The organism is Nocardia niigatensis NBRC 100131, from assembly GCF_000308655.1.
GTDB classification, from domain to species: domain Bacteria; phylum Actinomycetota; class Actinomycetes; order Mycobacteriales; family Mycobacteriaceae; genus Nocardia; species Nocardia niigatensis.
In genome coordinates this window covers 147888-164571 of sequence record NZ_BAGC01000055.1, presented here as the reverse complement: position 1 = coordinate 164571, position 16684 = coordinate 147888, and the positions used below count along the sequence as shown (strand labels likewise).

At 65.8% G+C, this 16684-nt stretch carries 17 protein-coding genes and 1 pseudogene; 8 read left to right on the top strand and 10 right to left on the bottom strand.

From position 1 onward, the window contains the following. Nucleotides 1-123 precede the first annotated feature (123 nt). Nucleotides 124-402 (bottom strand): annotated as a pseudogene (locus ON33_RS27020) (MaoC/PaaZ C-terminal domain-containing protein); the annotation flags it as partial. 183 nt (nucleotides 403-585) lie between these two features. Then, the gene (locus ON33_RS27015) at nucleotides 586-1116 is read right to left on the bottom strand and encodes a PaaI family thioesterase (RefSeq protein ID WP_040861924.1); all 531 of its coding nucleotides are present in this window, start codon (nucleotides 1114-1116) and stop codon (nucleotides 586-588) included. Nucleotides 1117-1171: 55 nt separating this feature from the next. Here ON33_RS27015 and ON33_RS27010 point away from each other — a divergent pair, with 55 nt between their 5' ends. Beyond that, nucleotides 1172-1606: a winged helix-turn-helix transcriptional regulator gene (locus ON33_RS27010; protein WP_040861884.1), complete on the top strand. Its 435-nt coding sequence runs from the start codon at nucleotides 1172-1174 to the stop codon at nucleotides 1604-1606. Then, on the top strand, nucleotides 1506-2147 hold the full coding sequence (locus ON33_RS27005) for a DinB family protein (RefSeq protein WP_306307525.1): 642 nt from the start codon (nucleotides 1506-1508) through the stop codon (nucleotides 2145-2147). Before ON33_RS27010 ends, ON33_RS27005 begins: the two co-directional genes overlap by 101 nt. Before the next feature lie 496 nt (nucleotides 2148-2643). Here the strand turns inward: ON33_RS27005 and ON33_RS27000 are convergent, their stop codons facing one another. Next, entirely contained in the window at nucleotides 2644-3978 is a 1335-nt protein-coding gene (locus ON33_RS27000) for a cytochrome P450 (RefSeq protein ID WP_040861883.1), read from the bottom strand. A gap of 102 nt (nucleotides 3979-4080) precedes the next feature. On the opposite strand from ON33_RS27000, the gene ON33_RS26995 reads away from it, so the two are divergent. Continuing rightward, on the top strand, nucleotides 4081-4716 hold the full coding sequence (locus ON33_RS26995; RefSeq protein WP_157184750.1) for a TetR/AcrR family transcriptional regulator: 636 nt from the start codon (nucleotides 4081-4083) through the stop codon (nucleotides 4714-4716). Between the two features lie 56 nt (nucleotides 4717-4772). Here ON33_RS26995 and pspAB read toward each other — a convergent pair whose 3' ends face one another. Genes pspAB through ON33_RS26975 form a run of 4 tightly spaced genes read right to left on the bottom strand, consistent with a single transcriptional unit; the run spans nucleotide 4773 to nucleotide 7285 of the window. Next, nucleotides 4773-5345: a PspA-associated protein PspAB gene (pspAB, locus tag ON33_RS26990; protein ID WP_040861882.1), complete on the bottom strand. Its 573-nt coding sequence runs from the start codon at nucleotides 5343-5345 to the stop codon at nucleotides 4773-4775. 7 nt (nucleotides 5346-5352) lie between these two features. Next, entirely contained in the window at nucleotides 5353-6264 is a 912-nt protein-coding gene (gene htpX / locus ON33_RS26985; protein ID WP_040861881.1) for a zinc metalloprotease HtpX, read from the bottom strand. Nucleotides 6265-6269: 5 nt separating this feature from the next. Continuing rightward, nucleotides 6270-6548 carry a PspA-associated protein PspAA gene (pspAA, locus tag ON33_RS26980; RefSeq protein WP_040861880.1) on the bottom strand — a complete coding sequence of 93 codons (279 nt, stop codon included), beginning with the start codon at nucleotides 6546-6548 and terminating at the stop codon, nucleotides 6270-6272. Continuing rightward, nucleotides 6545-7285 carry a PspA/IM30 family protein gene (locus tag ON33_RS26975; RefSeq protein WP_040861879.1) on the bottom strand — a complete coding sequence of 247 codons (741 nt, stop codon included), beginning with the start codon at nucleotides 7283-7285 and terminating at the stop codon, nucleotides 6545-6547. Before ON33_RS26975 ends, pspAA begins: the two co-directional genes overlap by 4 nt. 254 nt (nucleotides 7286-7539) lie before the next feature. On the opposite strand from ON33_RS26975, the gene ON33_RS26970 reads away from it, so the two are divergent. From ON33_RS26970 to ON33_RS26955, 4 genes are all read left to right on the top strand, one after another. Beyond that, entirely contained in the window at nucleotides 7540-8424 is an 885-nt protein-coding gene (locus tag ON33_RS26970; RefSeq protein ID WP_040861878.1) for a slipin family protein, read from the top strand. Beyond that, the gene (locus ON33_RS26965; RefSeq protein WP_040861877.1) at nucleotides 8415-9410 is read left to right on the top strand and encodes an NAD-dependent epimerase/dehydratase family protein; all 996 of its coding nucleotides are present in this window, start codon (nucleotides 8415-8417) and stop codon (nucleotides 9408-9410) included. The genes ON33_RS26970 and ON33_RS26965 overlap by 10 nt, the downstream gene beginning before the upstream one ends. A gap of 131 nt (nucleotides 9411-9541) precedes the next feature. Further along, nucleotides 9542-9727, top strand: a complete 186-nt coding sequence (locus tag ON33_RS26960; RefSeq protein ID WP_040861876.1) for a hypothetical protein — start codon at nucleotides 9542-9544, stop codon at nucleotides 9725-9727. Nucleotides 9728-9827: 100 nt separating this feature from the next. Next, nucleotides 9828-12086 carry a serine/threonine-protein kinase gene (locus ON33_RS26955; RefSeq protein WP_083869328.1) on the top strand — a complete coding sequence of 753 codons (2259 nt, stop codon included), beginning with the start codon at nucleotides 9828-9830 and terminating at the stop codon, nucleotides 12084-12086. 15 nt (nucleotides 12087-12101) lie between these two features. Here the strand turns inward: ON33_RS26955 and ON33_RS26950 are convergent, their stop codons facing one another. The 3 genes from ON33_RS26950 to ON33_RS26940 all read right to left on the bottom strand — a co-directional run bounded on the left by ON33_RS26950 (nucleotide 12102) and on the right by ON33_RS26940 (nucleotide 14869). Next, nucleotides 12102-13352, bottom strand: coding sequence for a hypothetical protein (locus tag ON33_RS26950; protein WP_040861875.1), 1251 nt, complete (start codon nucleotides 13350-13352; stop codon nucleotides 12102-12104). Nucleotides 13353-13645: 293 nt separating this feature from the next. Further along, on the bottom strand, nucleotides 13646-14212 hold the full coding sequence (locus tag ON33_RS26945; RefSeq protein ID WP_040861874.1) for a hypothetical protein: 567 nt from the start codon (nucleotides 14210-14212) through the stop codon (nucleotides 13646-13648). Between the two features lie 51 nt (nucleotides 14213-14263). Continuing rightward, nucleotides 14264-14869 (bottom strand): TetR/AcrR family transcriptional regulator, encoded by a 606-nt coding sequence (locus ON33_RS26940; protein ID WP_040861873.1) that lies wholly within the window; start codon nucleotides 14867-14869, stop codon nucleotides 14264-14266. 290 nt (nucleotides 14870-15159) lie between these two features. On the opposite strand from ON33_RS26940, the gene ON33_RS26935 reads away from it, so the two are divergent. Next, nucleotides 15160-16629, top strand: a complete 1470-nt coding sequence (locus ON33_RS26935) for a DHA2 family efflux MFS transporter permease subunit (RefSeq protein ID WP_040861872.1) — start codon at nucleotides 15160-15162, stop codon at nucleotides 16627-16629. Nucleotides 16630-16684 lie beyond the last annotated feature (55 nt).

Below are 16684 nucleotides of genomic sequence, written 5' to 3'. Positions count from 1 at the left end.
GCCCAGCCTGACGATCCACCTGGTCCTCCCACGCGTGCAGTCACCACTGCACCGCCGCATCCGTACCGTCGCCAAAACCCTGGCACACGAGCTGCACTGGCTGCCGGACTGACACGCAGCAGGTCACGCGAGACGCACGTCGGCGGTGGCGAGGCCGAAGACCTTGCGGCCCGCGGACTTCGCGGTAATGACGACGACGACGGCGGTCTTGCTGGCCGGGTCGACCGATTTGATGCGCCCGGTGAACTCGACAGTTCCGGCGGAGGCGGCTTCGATGACCGTGTAGTTCGACAGGCGGACGCCGTATCTGATCATTGCGCCCGGGTCGCCGAGCCATTCGGTGACGAACCCCGCCCCCAAGCCCATGGTGAGCATGCCGTGGGCGATCACATCGGGGAGACCCGTCTTGAACCGCGGATACGCGGTCCGCTCGATCGACGTCACGCAGCTGAACCGCCGGTCGCGGGCGGCGCGCACCGCGCCGCCCCGGCCGGGGGTGCAGCCAAGGTACGGCGGAAACCGGCAATAGGCTGAGCGGCCCTCGGGTTTGCGCTGGTGGGGGCAGGGGTTCCCGGTCGGCCGGATTCAGGCTGGAAAGATCAGGCAACTGCTGGTGGCGGTCGCAAGAAGGGTGCCCGCGGAGTCGCGGAGTTCCGCCTCGGCGAAGGCGACTCGTTTGCCAGGCTTGGTGACCCGGCCACTGGCGAAGATCTCGCCGTTGCGGGCGTGGATCGGGCGCAAGAAATTCACCTTGATTTCGATCGAGCTGTACCCGACACCGGCGGGCAGTGTGGAGTGCACCGCGCAGCCCGCGGCGGAGTCCAGCAGAGTGCACGCGATACCGCCGTGCACCATCCCGATCGGGTTGTACATGGATTCGTCGGGGGTGCAGGCGAATTCGACGCCACCTTCCTCTACGTAGACCAGGTGGGTATTGATCAGTTCGCAGATCGGTGCGCCGGGATGCTCGCCACGCTGCCAGGCGGCGAGGAATTCGAAACCGGAGCTGCCGCGGGCGGTTTCGGCGGTCAGCCGCGGATCGTGCCAGGACACGGTTTTGGTCCCGAAGGTGTCCGCGGGGGCGGCTTGTTCTTGTGGTTCGCTCGTGGTGGTCATGATCGCGGACAGTAGCATCCTGAGTTCGGAATTCATACTCAGATAGAATCGGCGGATGGCACGTGAATGTTCGGTGGCGGCGGCCCTCGGGGTGGTGGGTGAGCAGTGGTCGCTGCTCATCCTTCGCGAGGTTTTCCTCGGGGTGCGGCGCTTCGATGCGATCCAGGAAGCCACGGGGGTGTCCCGGGCCGTGCTGATGCAGCGACTGAACTGGTTGGTCGAGGCCGACGTGCTGCAGCGCAGGGACTATCGAGAGCCGGGTTCGCGGATGCGTCAGGAATACAGGCTGACCGAGGCCGGTCGCGAGCTACAGCCCGTGCTGACCGCTCTGATGCAGTGGGGTGACAAGCATTTGGCCGGGCCTGCGGGCCCACCGCTGGTGGTCACCCATGCCGACTGCGGGGCACCGGTGCGTGCGACCCTGCGTTGCGAGCACGGGCATGTGCTCGCGGACACGGGCATTGGCCTCGCTGTTCGACACACCAGGTGAATTCTTGCCGGACCGGTTCGAGGCAACGGTTTTTGCGCGACGGGCTACTTCCGCAATCGACCAGGGCACGACCCACTCCTCACCTATCAGTGTCGTGGAGTTCCATCGGGAGACACTGGTCCGCAAGTGTTCCGGACTGACACCGGACCAGCTTCGCCAGCGGGCTGTGGAACCGTCCGAGCTGTCGCTGCTCGGGTTCGTGCGACATCTGACCGATGTCGAACTGGGCTGGTTCGCCCGGATCCTGCCCGGCACGGACACCCCGTTCGCGCATTGGCGCGCCGACGCCCCAGACGGCGCGGACTTCGACGTCGACGATGCCGATGCGGACGAATCACTCCGCTTGTGGCACAACGCATGTGACCGATCCCGCAAGATCGCCGACGCCTGCGAGTCGCTCGACACCTTCGGCGTGCATCGGCCGACCGGCGAACGCTACAGCCTGCGCTGGATCCTCACCCACATGATTCAGGAGTACGCCCGACACAACGGGCACGCTGACCTCATCCGGGAACGGATTGACGGCCAAACCGGGGTGTAAGAGCCGAACGTGCGATTCGCCGGTATTCGCGGCGGGAAGCCGCGTAGGAGAGCATCCCGCCGGGTACCTGGGCCGAGTCCTGGCCGGGACCCGGCCCTACCCGATTTGCTGAGAAGCCGCATACCGCGCTGACCTAACTGGCCGGCGCAGGGATCGAAAGTTCAACCGGCCGTGCCGATCCGAGGCCGCAGGAACCGCACCGCGACCGGCACATCCGAACCGGCCAGCGTGGGGTCTCGAAGATCGACGGCGCAACATCATCTCGGGTGTTCGCAAACCTCGGAGCGGCGGCTACTGCCGAGTTGGGTGTGTTCGGCCCGCCAGGCAAGTTCGAAGATTTCGAGGGCGGATGGGTAGGGGTTTCGGGTGTGGGCCGCGGGACGGAGTAGGTCCGCGCTGCGGACCTACTCCGTTGCTGAACTGGAATATGCTGCGGCGCAGTGCTTTCAGTCTCGCAACGCCGCCCCGGAAGGGCTGAATGGTGCGTTGTATGTGGTCATGCGGGGGTTACTTGGATGGGGAGTCCGTCGCTGGGGCGGGGTAGCGGGCGCAGTTGGGTGGGCATTCGATAGTTCGATTCGACGCTCCACCGTTGACGTAGGAGCAGTTGGTGCATTGTCGCTTTGATCTCCATGCCGCCGAAGTACATGCCGATGCATTTGTGCACGCCGTGGCCGAAGGGCATGTACGCGTGGCGGTGGGCCTTGTCCTCGCGCCGCGGTTCGGCGAAACGCTCGGGATCGAAGCGGTGCGGGTTGGGCCACAGCTCGGGCATGTGATGCAGGTGCCAGAGCATGACGCCGACGTGGGTGTCGGCGGGGATGCGGTAACCGAGCAGTTCGGTGTCCTTGACGGTCTTGCGCATGACGGCAGGAACCGGGGTGATGATGCGCATCGCCTCTTTCATCACGAGGTCGAGCGATTCGAGGCGGTCCAGGTCGGTATAGCTGATCGCGTCGACCCCGAGCGCGCGCGACTCCTCTCGGCAACGCTCCTGCCATTGCGGGTGGCGAGCCAGGTAATAGGCCATCGTGGTCATGGTCGCGGTCGCCGTGTCGTGCGCGGCCATGAGCAGGAAGATCATATGGTCGACGATCTCGCTGTCGGTGAACCGCTCGCCGTCCGCATCGATCGCGTGGCACAGCGCGCTGAACAGGTCATTGCCGTCCCCGGCGCGTTTGGCCGCCACCTCGGGGGCCAGGTACTGCTCGAGGACGCGCCGTCCGCGCAGTCCATTCGACCAGCGCAGGCCGGGAATCGGAACTCGGATCGCGGCGGTGGTGGCGGCCACGGTGTCGGTGAACGCGGCGTTGACGCGATGGGTCTGCGGGCCCAGCGGCGTGCCCGTGAACGTGCGCGTCGCGATGTCGAGGGTGAGCTGTTTGATCTGGCGGTGGAAGTGCAGTGTGCCGGTCTGGGGCCAATTGCGGAGGCCGGCGGCGATGGTTTCGTTCATCGGGCCGAGGTAGCCGGCGAGGCGTCCTGCCGTGAACGCCGACTGCATGATTCGGCGGTGGCGGTGGTGGTCGTCGAAATCCATGAGCATCAGCCCACCGTGGAAGAACGGGCCGATCATGAACGACCACCCGGGGCCGCTCGCATAGGCCTGGTCGCGGTTGCGCAGCACCTCCCCGCAGGCGTCCGGACCCATCGCGTGCACGGCGTTGATGCCGAGCGCGCTCGACCATGACACCGGTCCGTATCGCTCGTAGCGGCGGTCGTCGGTAAAGAAGGAGCCCTGCGCGAGCTGCAAGCTGTAGCCGATCAGGGGCAGGCCGGCATCGCCAGGCATTCCCGGCACGCCGGCCCGGTCGTAGGTCAGCAGAGTCATCGTTGTCTCCCGTGGTGTGTGCCAGCCGGCATGTGGTGTCTGCCAGCCGTCATACGGTAGTGTGATAACGGTCGTTGTCGTTGTCAATATGTGGAGGTGGCCATGACGGGGACCTACCGGGGCGTTCCGGGGCATGTGCGACGTGAGCAGCGCCGCCAGGTGTTGATCTCGACCGGGCTGGACTGCCTGCACGAGGACGGGCTGGCCGGGATCAGCGTCCGCTCGATCTGCGCTCGCTCCCGATTGACGCCGCGCTACTTCTACGAAAGCTTCGCCGACCTCGACGCACTGCTGACCGCCGTCGTCGACACGGTCGCGGAAGAGGTCGTGGCGCGCGGTGTGGAGGCAGTGGCGGCGGGCGAGACGATCGAGGAACGCATCCGCGGCGCGATCGACGCCGGATACGGCGTCGTGGCCGAGGATCGGCGCAAGGCGACCGCCATCCTCATCTGCGCGGCGGGCCATGGCCCGTTGCGCGAGCGCCGCCACGCATTACTGGTCGAGTTCGCGCAGATCATCACCGACACACTGCCTTTGACCAGCCCCTCGCAGCGGTCTACACAGGCACTGGCGCTGTTCATGCTCGGCGGTGCGTTCGACGTGATCGAGGCGGTTTTGTCCGGGAGACTCCCACTGACGCGCACTGAACTCGCCGATGAACTCACCGCGATGTGGCTGGCGGCTCTACACGCAAACCACGTCACACACGATGGTGACTCGACCGGGTTGCAACCCTGAGTGGCCGATCACGCTGTTCGGACCAGCCAGGCTGCGGCAGATTGTCTCCACGACGCTCATGGCACCGGGGCGTTCCAGAGTGGGAACCAGCGCTCGAGTTCGGCTTCGATCGGCAGTTCACCGGAAAGTGCTGCACGAGTTTGTAATTCGAGATTGTTGTCGCGGCGTTGCGGTCCGGTGGGCGCGAACGGATAGAAGGTGCCGCGTTTGAACAGGTACACCAGTCCGAGCCGTCCCGGTGAGCCGTCGCGGGTGAAGCCGATGACGGTGCACAGCAGGCTGGGGCCGAATCCGTTGTCGGACAAGGTGGTATTGATCGCGTGCAGGGCGGTGACGAGTGCGGCCGGGTCGGGGTCCTGCTGCCGGCAGGTGATCCAGGTGAATCCGAACTCGTCGGTCGTCACGTCGGTCGTCATCGTCGCGTCGAGGTGCAGCAGTCCGAGAATCTCGTCCTCCGACTGCTTTGCCCCGGCCCCTTCGGCCCGTTTGAAGCTCACCGCGCCGGCTCCGGTGGGGCGCAGGTCCAGGGCGGCCTGCAGGGTCAGGGCCGCGGCGGGAATCGTGAACAGGACATCGAGATTCGGCGGCACCGGTTTGGTCCGGCCCAGCAGGACGTCGAGGAACCCCATCGCGTGCTCAGCCTTCCTGGCCGAGTTCGGTGGCCAGTTCCGCGAGCTGGTTCAGGCGCTGTTCCAGGCTCGGGTGGGTGGACAGCAGCAGCGACAGGCTCGCTCCCGCGCCGAACGCCGGTGCGAAGAAGAACGCATTGAACGGCTGCTCGGTGCGCAGATCCCGGCTGGGGATACGCGAGATATCACCGCTGATCTTCGTCAGGGCCGACGCCAGCTCGGAGGGCCGGCCGGTGAGGATGGCTCCCGCCCGGTCGGCGGCCAGCTCCCGGTAGCGCGACAACGCCCGGATCAGCAGGAAACTCACCGCGTACACGGTTGCGGAGACCGCCATCACCGCGAGGATCACCAGGAACAGCTGGTCGCCGTTGCGGCGATCGCGGCCGCCGCCGAACATGGTGGAGTACAAGGTGAAGCGCGCCACGAGTCCGGCGAGGACGCCCAGGAACGAGGCGGTGGTCATGACCACGACATCCCGGTGGGCGATGTGCGAAAGCTCATGGGAGAGCACGCCGTCGAGTTCGTCGGCGTCGAGGCGTTCGAGCAGCCCGGTGGTGACGGCGATGACCGCGCGGCTTTGGCTACGGCCGGTGGCGAACGCGTTGGGCATGTCCAGGTCGGCGATGGCCACCTGTGGTTTGGGCATGTTCGCGGTGGCGCACAAGCGGTCGATGATGCCGTGCAGCTGCGGCGCTTCCTCAGGGGTGACGATGTGGGCGCGCATGGCGTACAAGGCGATCCGGTCGGAGAACCAGAACTGCGCGAACAGCAGCGCGCCCACGACCACCACGATGGCGACCAGCGATTTGATCAGCGCCACCAGAACCGCGATGAACGCCACATAGACCAGCCCGAGCAGGAAAATGGTCAGCAGCATGCGGGCCGTGAGCTGATGATCCGGCCGGAATCGGGTACGCATGAGCCCTACCCCGGAATCAGTCCGTCGTCGCGCAGCATCGCCTTCACCTCGACCAGCTCGGTACCGGTCGCGGGCAAGACGAGGTCCGAGACGACCAGTTCATCATCGGCGATGGGTGCGCCGTGCGTGCGAACGGAGTCCCGGAGCTGGCCGAGTATTTCAGCGAATCCGGTGTCGTCTCCGTCGTCTGCCGCTTCCAGCAGCAGCCCGTCGAGTCGCTGCAGGTCGTCGGTGTCGTCTTCGTCGATGGTGTACTGGCCTTCGCCGAGAATGCGGATGATCATGACGGGTTCCCTTGCGGTGCAGTCGATTCGATCGCCGGGGTGAGCTTGCTCTTCAGCTGCGCCAATTCGGCGTCCACGCTGCTGCCGCGACCGGCGTCGAGCGCGGCCTGGATGTCGTCGCGCTGTCCGACCGGAGCGGTGGCGTCGTCCAGGGCTCCGGAAGAGATGAGTTCGTCGAGTGCCTGCGCGCGTGAACTCATCTGCGCGGTCTTGTCCTCGGCACGCTGAATCGCCAGCCCGACGTCACCCATCTCCTCGGAGATACCGGTGACCGCCTCGCTGATCTTGCTCTGTGCCTCGGCCGCGGTGTAGGTGGCCTTGATGGTCTCCTTGCGGGTGCGGAATGCCTCGACCTTGGCCTGCAACCGCTGCGACGCCGTCGTCAGCTTCTGTTCCTGGGCGACGAGTTCGTCGTACTGCGGCTGTAGCTGGTCGAGTTGCGCCAGTGTCGCCGCCTTGCGGGTCAGCGCCTCGCGGGCGAGGTCGTCACGATTCTGCGCTACTGCCTGCTGCGCCTGGTTCTGCAGCCGGTCGGCGGCCGCGCGCAGCTGGTTCTCCTGCAGTTCGACTCGCTTCCGACTGGTGGCGACGTCGGCGAGGCCGCGCCGCACTTGGGCGAGCATTTCGAGCTGGCGCTGATAGGAGTAGTCGAGGACCTCGCGGGGGTCCTCGCTGCGGTCGAGCAGCTTGTTGGCCTTGACGCGGAACAGCATGGCGATACGTCGGGTGATGCTCATCTGTGGTCCCTTCCTCTACCCGGAAACCATCAACTCCACGGTCGTCCTCGAAGCACCTGTGGGGGTAGGGACCTAGTTCCCGATTCCTGCTACCTCCGTCCCCTGCGCAGTTCCGCCAGGTGACCCCACCACGATCCACCCGGGTGCACGTCGTGGCGTGATGGGGCGAAAGTCAGCGGTCTGCGGACCAAAGACCGCATCGCAGTCGCGTTGATCGGCGGATCGTGAGAACCATCGGAGAGGAGATTCGAACCATGAATACAGCCATCGTCATCGCGGTGCTGATCGCGGTAGCGCTGCTCGTCATAGGGGCGCTGTCGATCCGGGTGATCTACCAATATCAGAAGGGCGTGCTGTTCCGGCTCGGGCGGGTCGTCGCGGTCCGTGAACCCGGCCTGAACTTCATCATCCCGATCATCGACCAGATGAAGCGCGTGTCGATGCGCATCGTCACCATGCCGATCCAGTCGCAGGGCATCATCACTCGCGACAATGTCAGCGTCGATATCTCCGCTGTCGCCTACTTCCGCGTCGTCGATGCCGAGAAGTCGGTGGTCGCGATCGAAAACGTCTATGCGGCAATCGATCAGATCGCCCAGACCACGCTGCGCAAGGTGGTCGGCCAGCACACGCTCGATCAGGCGCTCGCCGAGACCGACGCCATCAATGCCGATATCCGCAAGATCCTGGACACCACCACCCTCGAATGGGGCATCGAGGTGACGCTGGTCGAACTCAAGGACATCCAGCTGCCCGAAAGTATGAAGCGGGCAATGGCCCGGCAAGCCGAGGCCGAACGCGAGAAGCGCGCGAAAATCATTGCCGCCGAGGGTGAATCGCTGGCAGCGACGGCGCTCGGCAACGCCTCTGACACCATGATGGACCACCCGCTGGCACTGCAACTTCGCAATCTGCAGACCCTGGTGGAACTGGGCGTGGACAAGAACACCACCGTCGTCTTCCCGGCCCCGCTGATGAGCGCGATCGGCGATATCGGTGCCTTCTTCGCCCGCGAGACCGCCGCGGTCGGACAGCCGGCCCCCAAGACCCGGCCGCCGATGATCCAGGGCCCGGCCGGCGACGGCGCACCCGCGGACCAGTTGGTCGCGACCGGGCCGGAGACGGAGCGATGCGGGTAGCGGTGACCGGCGCGGCCGGTTTCATCGGAACCAACCTGGTGGACCGGCTGGCCGGTCTGGGACACGAGGTGGTCGCGATCGATCGCTCGGTGCCGGAATATTCACACGCGCAAGCGATTCGGTGGGAACGTGGCGACGTTCTCGACGGCACCCGGATGCGGCAGGCATTCGACGGCGTCGAGGTCGTGTACCACCTGGTCGCCATGATCACGCTGGCGCACCGCGATGAACGGGCGTGGACGGTGAACACCCGCGGCGTGCACACCGTGGCGACGGCTGCGTCCGCGGCGGGCGTGCGGCGATTGGTGCACTGCAGCTCGATCCACTCCTTCGACCAGTACCGGTGTGGCGGGCGCATCGACGAGACTTCGGTGCGATCCACCGATCCCTCCCTGCCGGTCTACGACCGGTCCAAATGGCAGGGCGAGATCGAGCTGCACAAGGTGATCGACGCGGGCCTCGACGCGGTGATCTGCAACCCGACCGGGGTCTACGGCCCGGCCGATCACCCGCCGCTTTCCCGCATCAACGGAATCCTGCGCGACGCCGCCCGGGGCCGGGTCCCCATGCTGCTGCAGGGCGCGTTCGATCTGGTCGATGTCCGCGATGTGGTCGACGGCCTGATCGCCGCGGCCGAGAAGGGCCGGACGGGAGAGAACTACCTGTTGCCGGGATCGATGATCACACTCTTCGACGCCTGCCGCGAGGCCGCGGCGGTGGTGGGCCGCAGGGGACCCGCCTTCGCGTTCCCGCTGTCTGCGGCCGACACGATCATGCCCATAGCGGAACCGATCGGCCGCCTCTTCGGATCCGATCTCGTCTCCCGGGCATCCCTTGGCGCACTGCGTGTTTCACCGATCATCAGCGGTGTGAAGGCCCGAAACGAACTGGGCTGGGTGACGCGCCCCGGCACCGAGACGATCCGGGACCTGGTGTGCTACTTCGTTTCTTCGGGACTGCTGGATCGGACGCGGCGGACGCCATAGCGGCGACCGCCGCAGGTTCCCGATGCGGGAACCGGATTGTGGCCGGCCCTGTCCGGCATCGGTGCATACTCGCCTCAATGCGGTCGACCGCATTGACCGAACGAGCGCTATCGGAACATAGGCGGTCTGGGTTGGACGAGTTGGAGGATGCGTACCGGCAGTTCGTCGCCGAGTTGGAGGACCTGCTCGCCGGGGCGGCGAAGAACGATGAGCTCCTGCACTTTCGAGCGGACGTGAGTTACGGCCACTACCTACCGGGCAACCTGACTCTCGGTTTGTCGGGGGCCGACACGATGGTCATGTGCCCGAGCCGATGACTGCCTACGGCGACGAGGATGATCCGCCCAACGATGAAGCGTGGCAGTCGCCGAATCGGCGCCGATGCGGGTCGCCCGGAACTAGCGATACGATTCGGAGATGATGCACCCCGCGGTTCCGGGGGCAACGGTCGGATCCGATCGCTCGCCCGCGGATACTCGCGACAATGGGGTGGCGGCGGTGGTGGAGCAGTTCGCGGAGGCGTGGCGCAGGGCGGAGACGCCGCCGGATCTCACCGCGTTTCTGCCGGATTCTCCGGCGATCCGCCGGGTGTCGCTGATCGAGTTGATCAAGGTGGATCTGGCCAATCGGTGGACCCGGGGTACGGCGCCGAAGCGGCTCGCGGAGTACGTGGAGGATCTGCCGGAGCTGCGGACCTGGCCGTTGCCGCCGGATCTGATCTATGAGGAGTTCCACATGCGCCGCCGGGCCGGTAGCTCGGCGCAGGTCGCCGAGTACACCGCCGCGTATCCCGCGCAGGCGGAACAGCTTTCGGAGATGCTGGCGACCGACGACTATCGCAGCACCCTGATGTCGGCGGGCTCGGTGCCGATGAATCTCGGTGATCTGGAAGTCGGGCAGACGATCGATGACTTCGATCTGATGAACGGGCTCGGTCGCGGCGGGTTCGCCCGGGTGTTCCTGGCGCGGCAGCGATCGATGCAGCGGCTGGTGGCGGTGAAGATCTCCCGGAACAAGGGCGCCGAACCGCAGACTCTCGCCCAGCTGGATCACGACTACATCGTGCGGGTCTTCGATCAGCGGGTGCTGGAACGTCGCGGCTTGCGGCTGCTGTACATGCAGTATGTGCCGGGCGGGACGCTGTTCGATGTGCTCGAACGAGTGCGGTCGACGCCGGCGTCGGAACGCTCGGGGAAGCTGCTGCTGGATGTCATCGATTCGGTGCTGGCCGGCAAAGGGGAGATCCGGCCCGCCGAATCGCAGACCCGGGCGCAGCTCGCGGCCCTGTCCTGGCCGGAGACCATTGCCTGGCTCGGTCGCAGGCTGGCCGAGGCGCTGGACTACGCGGGCCACGCCGGCGTGCTGCACCGTGACATCAAACCGGCGAATGTGCTGCTCAGCGCTGACGGCATCCCGAAGCTGGCGGACTTCAACATCAGCTTCAGCGGGAATGTGTCGGGTGACAGTCCGGTGGCCTATTTCGGTGGTTCGCTCGCCTACATGTCGCCGGAGCAGTTGTCCGCGGTGCATCCGGACCGGCAGGGGACGGCCGCCGATCTCGACACCCGCAGCGACCTCTATGCGCTCGCGGTGATGCTGTGGGAACTGCTCACGGGCCGAAAGCCTTTCGAGGATGACGAGGTGACCGGCGGTGATCGGACGACCCTCGATGCGATGCTGGAGCGGCGTTCGCACAGTCCGCGCAAGCTGCCGTACCAGGATCTTCCCGCCGACTGCCCGGAGTCGTTGCAGCGAGCGCTGGTGCGGGCCTTGGATCCGGAACCGGACAAGCGGTGGCAATCCGGCGCCGAGATGGCCCAGCAGCTGGAGATCTGTCTCGAGCCCCGGGCCCGCGACCTGGTCGACCCGCCGCCGCACAGCTGGCGGTTGCAGGCCCGCTGGCTGATGCATCCGATCATGGCGCTGGCCGTCGGCGTCCCCAACTCGCTGGCCATTTGGTACAGCTACAACCACAACCGGGCCCTGATCATCAGCAAGCTGGCCGAACCGGCACGGCAGCGGTTCGATCAGGTCGCGGTGATCACCTACGTGTTGTGTTTCCTGATCGGCGTCGTGGTGACGGTCGCGCTGACCAGCAGGCTGTGGATGATCGCGTGGGGGTTGCACCGCGGCCGGACCTACGACTCCGCCACCCTGGCCCGGGCGCGCGCGAGCACGCTGCAGCTCGGCATGCGAACCATGTTGACCTGCTTCGCCCTATGGGTGATCTCCGGAGTCGTGGTCCCAATCTCGGTGCAGGCCACCGGCAATCACCTCACCGCCGAGTCCTACGTGCACTACTTCATCACCCAGACAGTCTGCGGCGGGATCGCGATGGCCTACCCGTACTTCATGGTGACCTTCTTCGCCGTGCGATCGCTGTATCCGATGTTCCTCCAGCAGGGTGGCCTCGGCCCCCAGGACACGCGCCGGCTCCGGCAACTGGACACCCGCAGCACCTACTTCCTGGCAACGGCCGCCGCAGTCCCCCTCCTGGCAGTGGCCGGCGCGACCTTCATTCCAGCCGTGGACATTCCGGCCGTCATCGTCCCGCTCCGAGTCCTGTGCATCGGCAGCGCCCTGGCCTTCGTCGGCGTCTATTGGCTGTTCCGGATGCTGGAGAAGGACCTGGCCGCACTGGAGCGAATCGTCACCCCGGTGAGTCACTCGGTCTGACGGGCTACTCCAGGTCTAACGGGCGATGGGCATCCCGCTCAATTGGGCGAGTACCGGTGAGCCCGGTCGGCCGGCTTCTTCGGCCAGCAGGCTCAGGGCCGCGCCGAGCGGGACCGACATTCTGTGCTGCTTCTCCACTGGCAGCATGTCCTGAGGATTCACTGGATCCCACTGTGTGACAGGTATTTTGAAATTGATCGGATCCACGCGCCGGGTGTACACCTTCTCGCTGATTCGTACCGGCCGACGGCGCAGGGCATGGGAATCGACGTTGAGGAAGGTCACGCACAACAGCTCGCCGCGGGCAGCCTTGTCGAGCCAGCGCCCATAACCGAGGAAGTAGCTCTGCCCGATCTCGCCGTCCTTGATGTTGGCTTCCTCGCGCAACTCCCTGGTGGCGGCATTGATCGCGAGCTGGCGGATGGGCAGCTGTCGCGCACCCCGGAAGTCCTGTGGCTCCGCGCTTCCCGATCCGCTCGGTGCGATCTGCTGCTTGCTGGCCATATTCGCTTCGGTCTGCTCGGTCAGGACGAGTTTGCCGTCCGTGGTGATGGCGATCGTCGAGGCGCCGATCAGGTTGAACAGCCAACTGCTGCGAAAATCGCGCAGCGCACCGTTCCCCTTGATGAACAGTGACCGACCGAATTCCGGCAGTTGCCGGCCGTCGACGATGACATCGTGCATAGCGAGCTCATCGGACTGCACGAACTGGAAGTGGCACCCGCTCACCAGCTCGATCGGCCCGTTCGCCCACGAGTTCAGATCGGCGAGGTCGGTATTCCAGCCGATGCAGGGCCCGTTGAACCGCAACCGATCCCGCTCCAGCACATGCTTCAGAAAGCGCGGACCATACGGCCGAAGCTCATGCGGTACCTCATACGACCGCGCCGCCAGCCGAGTCTCACACTGCGGCGACCGCATCTGCTCACTCGCCAGCTGATCATGAACGAAGGTACCCACCCGAAACGTCAGGATCCGGAACCGCGCATCCGGCGCAAGCCGATCGAGAGCATCCCTGAACACATCACCCGACCTGGGCGCGAACTCCGTCCGCGCCCGATCCCGAAACTTGTTCACGACATCCATCGAGAGCAGCACCCCTCCAAAGATCGCGGTAAATACCAGCACCAGCTTCGGAATCCCCACGAACTGAGCGGCTATGCCGGTACTGACATTGACGGTTGCCAGCAGTGTCCACTTGAATTCTCTGAGGAAATGAAAGACCCGGTACGCAGTCGTCCTCGCCACCCGTACCGTAACGATCATCCCCGCGACTCCCCACAGTCATGCAGCGCCGAGCCGCTCACACAAACGCAGGCGGCGGCTCCCCACAATCATCGTCGAGTGCCCGCGGTTCCCCGAGCATCTCCGGTGAAAAATCGCCGATTCCAGAGCTTTACGGAGTATTTGTCCGGCGCGTCGTCCCTGGGGTCGAGCCGAACCGGAGAAATAACAGAATCCTGGCGGTCGGTTTGAGGGTGGAGTGGCCGGGGAGGGGTGACCGGCTCATCCGGGATTGTGGAAAGGCAGGGCTGCCATCGCGTTCGCTGATGGTCCGGCTACTTCATGAGTCTCAGCAGACCGACGTTGGGCTCGAGGGCACCGTCCTGGCCGAGGGCTCGGAAGTCTGCTTCGACTGCCGAGAGGGGGAGTTTGCCTGTGCGGACTGCGGTGTAGCGCACCAAGGACCAGAGGAAGACGTCGAGGTTGTCGAAGCGGGTGCCGCCCTCGAGAACCTCCTCCTCGTGGAACCACACGGCCACTTGGCCATTGGTCAGCAGGACGTACAGATTGCCGCCGCCGTCCGCGCCGATCGAGTACACGTCGTCGTCGCTGAGCTCGGTGGTGTAGTCCGAATCGCGTATGCCGCAATCATTTCCGGCGAAGTCGAAGCCGTAGGACCAGTCGAAGATGTCCAGGAACTGCGGGAGCCGGCCGGAGCGCACTCGACGGTCGAAGGCTTCCAGAGCGGCGGCGTCCGCGGGCGCGAGACGCGTGAGAAAGGCTGCTACGGAACGGGTTTCCTCCGGAACCTCGACCAGCGGGACGTCGGAGAACCAGCGGTTCAGATCGGCGTCGAGGTCACGTTCGGTGTAGCCGGTGAGGTCGGCAGGGGTGAGGGTCACGGCGGGATTCTAGAAGGTTGCGATCGGACGGCCGTTGCCGTTGTCGGAGTGTCAGTTTCGGCCTGCGAGCGGATCCCAGGCGGACATGGCGGCGGCGGCGATTTTCTCCAAGTCGGCGCGGGAGGCTCCGTCGCGGGCTTGGACGGACATGCCCTGCTGCACGGTCGTGTAGAACGCGGCGATGGCGTCGATGTCCGCTGCGGGGGATAGGTCGCCCTCGCTGACCGCGCGCTCCAGGCGGGCCTGGATCGCGATCTGCATGCCGCGGCGACTTTCGGCCAGGAAGGCTTGGATGTCGGCGCTTTTGGTGGTTCCCTCGGCGGCGAGGACGACCATGCATCCGGGGGGAGTCGCGGGGTCGGCGAGCGACTCGGCGCTGGTGGCCAGCATGCGGTGCACGGCTTCGCGGGCGGTGGGGGCGGCGTCGAGTGCGCGACGCATCGGGGCGCCGGCGAACGTGTCGTACAGCTCCACCGATTGGCGGAAGAGCTGCTCCTTGGAGCCGAAGCAGGCGTAGATGCTGGGCGAGGCGATGCCCATGGTGGCGGTGAGGTCGCTCATCGACGTTCCCTCGTAGCCGTTGCGCCAGAACGCAACCATCGCCTGCCGCAGCACCGTATCGCGGTCGAAACCGCGGGGACGACCACGCTCGCCCATCCTTCGCCTGCCTTCCGAGGGCCCGTTTATTCTGTGTCGCTCGTTAAAGATATCTCTTGACGGCGTCCTCGGCGCGCTGCTACCTATTTATGTGTCAATCGGCACAGAAATCGAGCCGGGTGGTTGGCCTCATCCGTAAGCGTGGTTCCCGGTCGCCGGTGGCAGTCCGTCGAACGTGCCGCTGCATCGACGCAGCCGCTACCGAGCCGCTGACAGCTGCGCATCTTCAGCGAAAGCGGCTCTTGCGAAACCGATCTCGCGTCACATCTCCTCGAAAGGCAAGGGCAGCAGTGTCGGCTGTACGTAATCCCTGGAGTGTGCTGGGCGCACTGTGTGTGGGTTTCTTCGTGATCGTGCTGGACATGACCATCGTCGCGGTGGCCAATCCGGCGATCCTGACCGGTTTGCACACCGATATGTCGAAGGTCATCTGGGTGACCAGCGCCTATCTGCTCACCTACGCGGTACCCCTGCTCATCACCGGCCGCCTGGGTGACCGGTTCGGGCCGAAGAAGCTGTATCTGGCCGGGTTGGTCGTCTTCACCGTCGCGTCGCTGGGATGCGCCCTGGCGGGCAGCATCGGCGCGCTGATCGCCGCGCGTGCGGTGCAGGGTCTGGGCGCGGCCCTGATCGCCCCGCAGACCATGGCGGTGATCAGCCGAATCTTCCCGGCGGACAAGCGCGGCGCGGCCATGGGCGTGTGGGGCGGTATCGCGGGTGTCGCGACGCTGGTCGGCCCGATCCTGGGCGGCGTGCTCATCGACAACGGCGGCTGGCAGTGGATCTTCTACGTCAACCTGCCGATCGGCGTAGCCGCATTCGTGTTGGGCGCGTCGCTGATTCCGTCCCTGCCGACGAACGGCCACCGCTTCGACGTGCCGGGCGTGCTGATGGTCGCGGTGGGCATGTCGGCGTTGGTGTTCGGTTTGCAGCAGGGCAACGCCTACCACTGGGCAGGCTGGGTGTGGGCGCTGATCGTCGGAGGTCTCGCCGTCATCGCGATCTTCCTGGTGTACCAGGGTCGCACCACGGTCGAGCCTCTGGTTCCGCTCGGACTGTTCCGGGACCGCAACTTCGCGCTCGGCAACGTGGCAACCGCCGCGCTGGGCGCGGCCATGACCGCGCAGATGGTGCCGTCGTACTTCTATCTGCAAGCGGTACGCGACTTCTCGCCGACCAAGGCCGCGCTGGTGTTCGCCCCGATGGCGATCGTCACCGTGATCTTGTCGCCGACCATCGGCAAGCTCTCGGACAAACTGCACCCCCGCTACCTGCCCACCTTCGGCTTCGCCCTGTTCGCAGCCGGCCTGCTCTGGTTCATCCGGCTCGCCACCCCGCACGGCTCCATCGCCCTGATCAGCGTGGTAGCAGCCCTCCTCGGCGTCGCCAGTGCCTGCATCTGGGCGCCGCTCCCCGCGACCTCACTCCGGAATCTGCCCCTGCCCCAGATGGGTGCGGCATCAGGGGTCTACAACAACAACCGTCAACTGGGCTCGGTCCTCGGCAGCGCTGGCATCGGCGCCCTCCTCACCGCCCGAATGTCCGCCCACTCCCTCCCGGCCGAAAGCGGTCGATCCGCCCGAATCCCGGACACCCTGAAGGCGCCCTTCAACGCGGCTCTCACCGATTCCCTGTACCTCACCGCAGCCCTGCTGATCATCTGCCTGCTCGCCGCCGCATTCTTCACCACACTCGAGACACCCGCCCGCCATCCATCCCCGAAACCCATGGCAGAAGCCAACTCCGGCACTACCGACTGAGCCACCGGCGCACTGGACCATCGGGCCGGTCCGGAGCCGGTCTGTGTTCTGCTGA

What these genes read in the sequence shown, in the direction of transcription:
- htpX (WP_040861881.1), bottom strand. Translation starts at nt 6,264, where the DNA reads ATGCGTACCCGATTCCGGCCGGATCATCAGCTCACGGCCCGCATGCTG.
- ON33_RS27010 (WP_040861884.1), top strand. Translation starts at nt 1,172, where the DNA reads ATGGCACGTGAATGTTCGGTGGCGGCGGCCCTCGGGGTGGTGGGTGAG.
- ON33_RS27005 (WP_306307525.1), top strand. Translation starts at nt 1,506, where the DNA reads ATGCCGACTGCGGGGCACCGGTGCGTGCGACCCTGCGTTGCGAGCACG.
- ON33_RS26950 (WP_040861875.1), bottom strand. Translation starts at nt 13,352, where the DNA reads ATGATCGTTACGGTACGGGTGGCGAGGACGACTGCGTACCGGGTCTTT.
- ON33_RS27015 (WP_040861924.1), bottom strand. Translation starts at nt 1,116, where the DNA reads ATGACCACCACGAGCGAACCACAAGAACAAGCCGCCCCCGCGGACACC.
- pspAB (WP_040861882.1), bottom strand. Translation starts at nt 5,345, where the DNA reads ATGGGGTTCCTCGACGTCCTGCTGGGCCGGACCAAACCGGTGCCGCCG.
- ON33_RS26955 (WP_083869328.1), top strand. Translation starts at nt 9,828, where the DNA reads ATGATGCACCCCGCGGTTCCGGGGGCAACGGTCGGATCCGATCGCTCG.
- ON33_RS26975 (WP_040861879.1), bottom strand. Translation starts at nt 7,285, where the DNA reads ATGAGCATCACCCGACGTATCGCCATGCTGTTCCGCGTCAAGGCCAAC.
- pspAA (WP_040861880.1), bottom strand. Translation starts at nt 6,548, where the DNA reads ATGATCATCCGCATTCTCGGCGAAGGCCAGTACACCATCGACGAAGAC.
- ON33_RS27000 (WP_040861883.1), bottom strand. Translation starts at nt 3,978, where the DNA reads ATGACTCTGCTGACCTACGACCGGGCCGGCGTGCCGGGAATGCCTGGC.
- ON33_RS26995 (WP_157184750.1), top strand. Translation starts at nt 4,081, where the DNA reads ATGACGGGGACCTACCGGGGCGTTCCGGGGCATGTGCGACGTGAGCAG.
- ON33_RS26940 (WP_040861873.1), bottom strand. Translation starts at nt 14,869, where the DNA reads ATGGGCGAGCGTGGTCGTCCCCGCGGTTTCGACCGCGATACGGTGCTG.
- ON33_RS26965 (WP_040861877.1), top strand. Translation starts at nt 8,415, where the DNA reads ATGCGGGTAGCGGTGACCGGCGCGGCCGGTTTCATCGGAACCAACCTG.
- ON33_RS26970 (WP_040861878.1), top strand. Translation starts at nt 7,540, where the DNA reads ATGAATACAGCCATCGTCATCGCGGTGCTGATCGCGGTAGCGCTGCTC.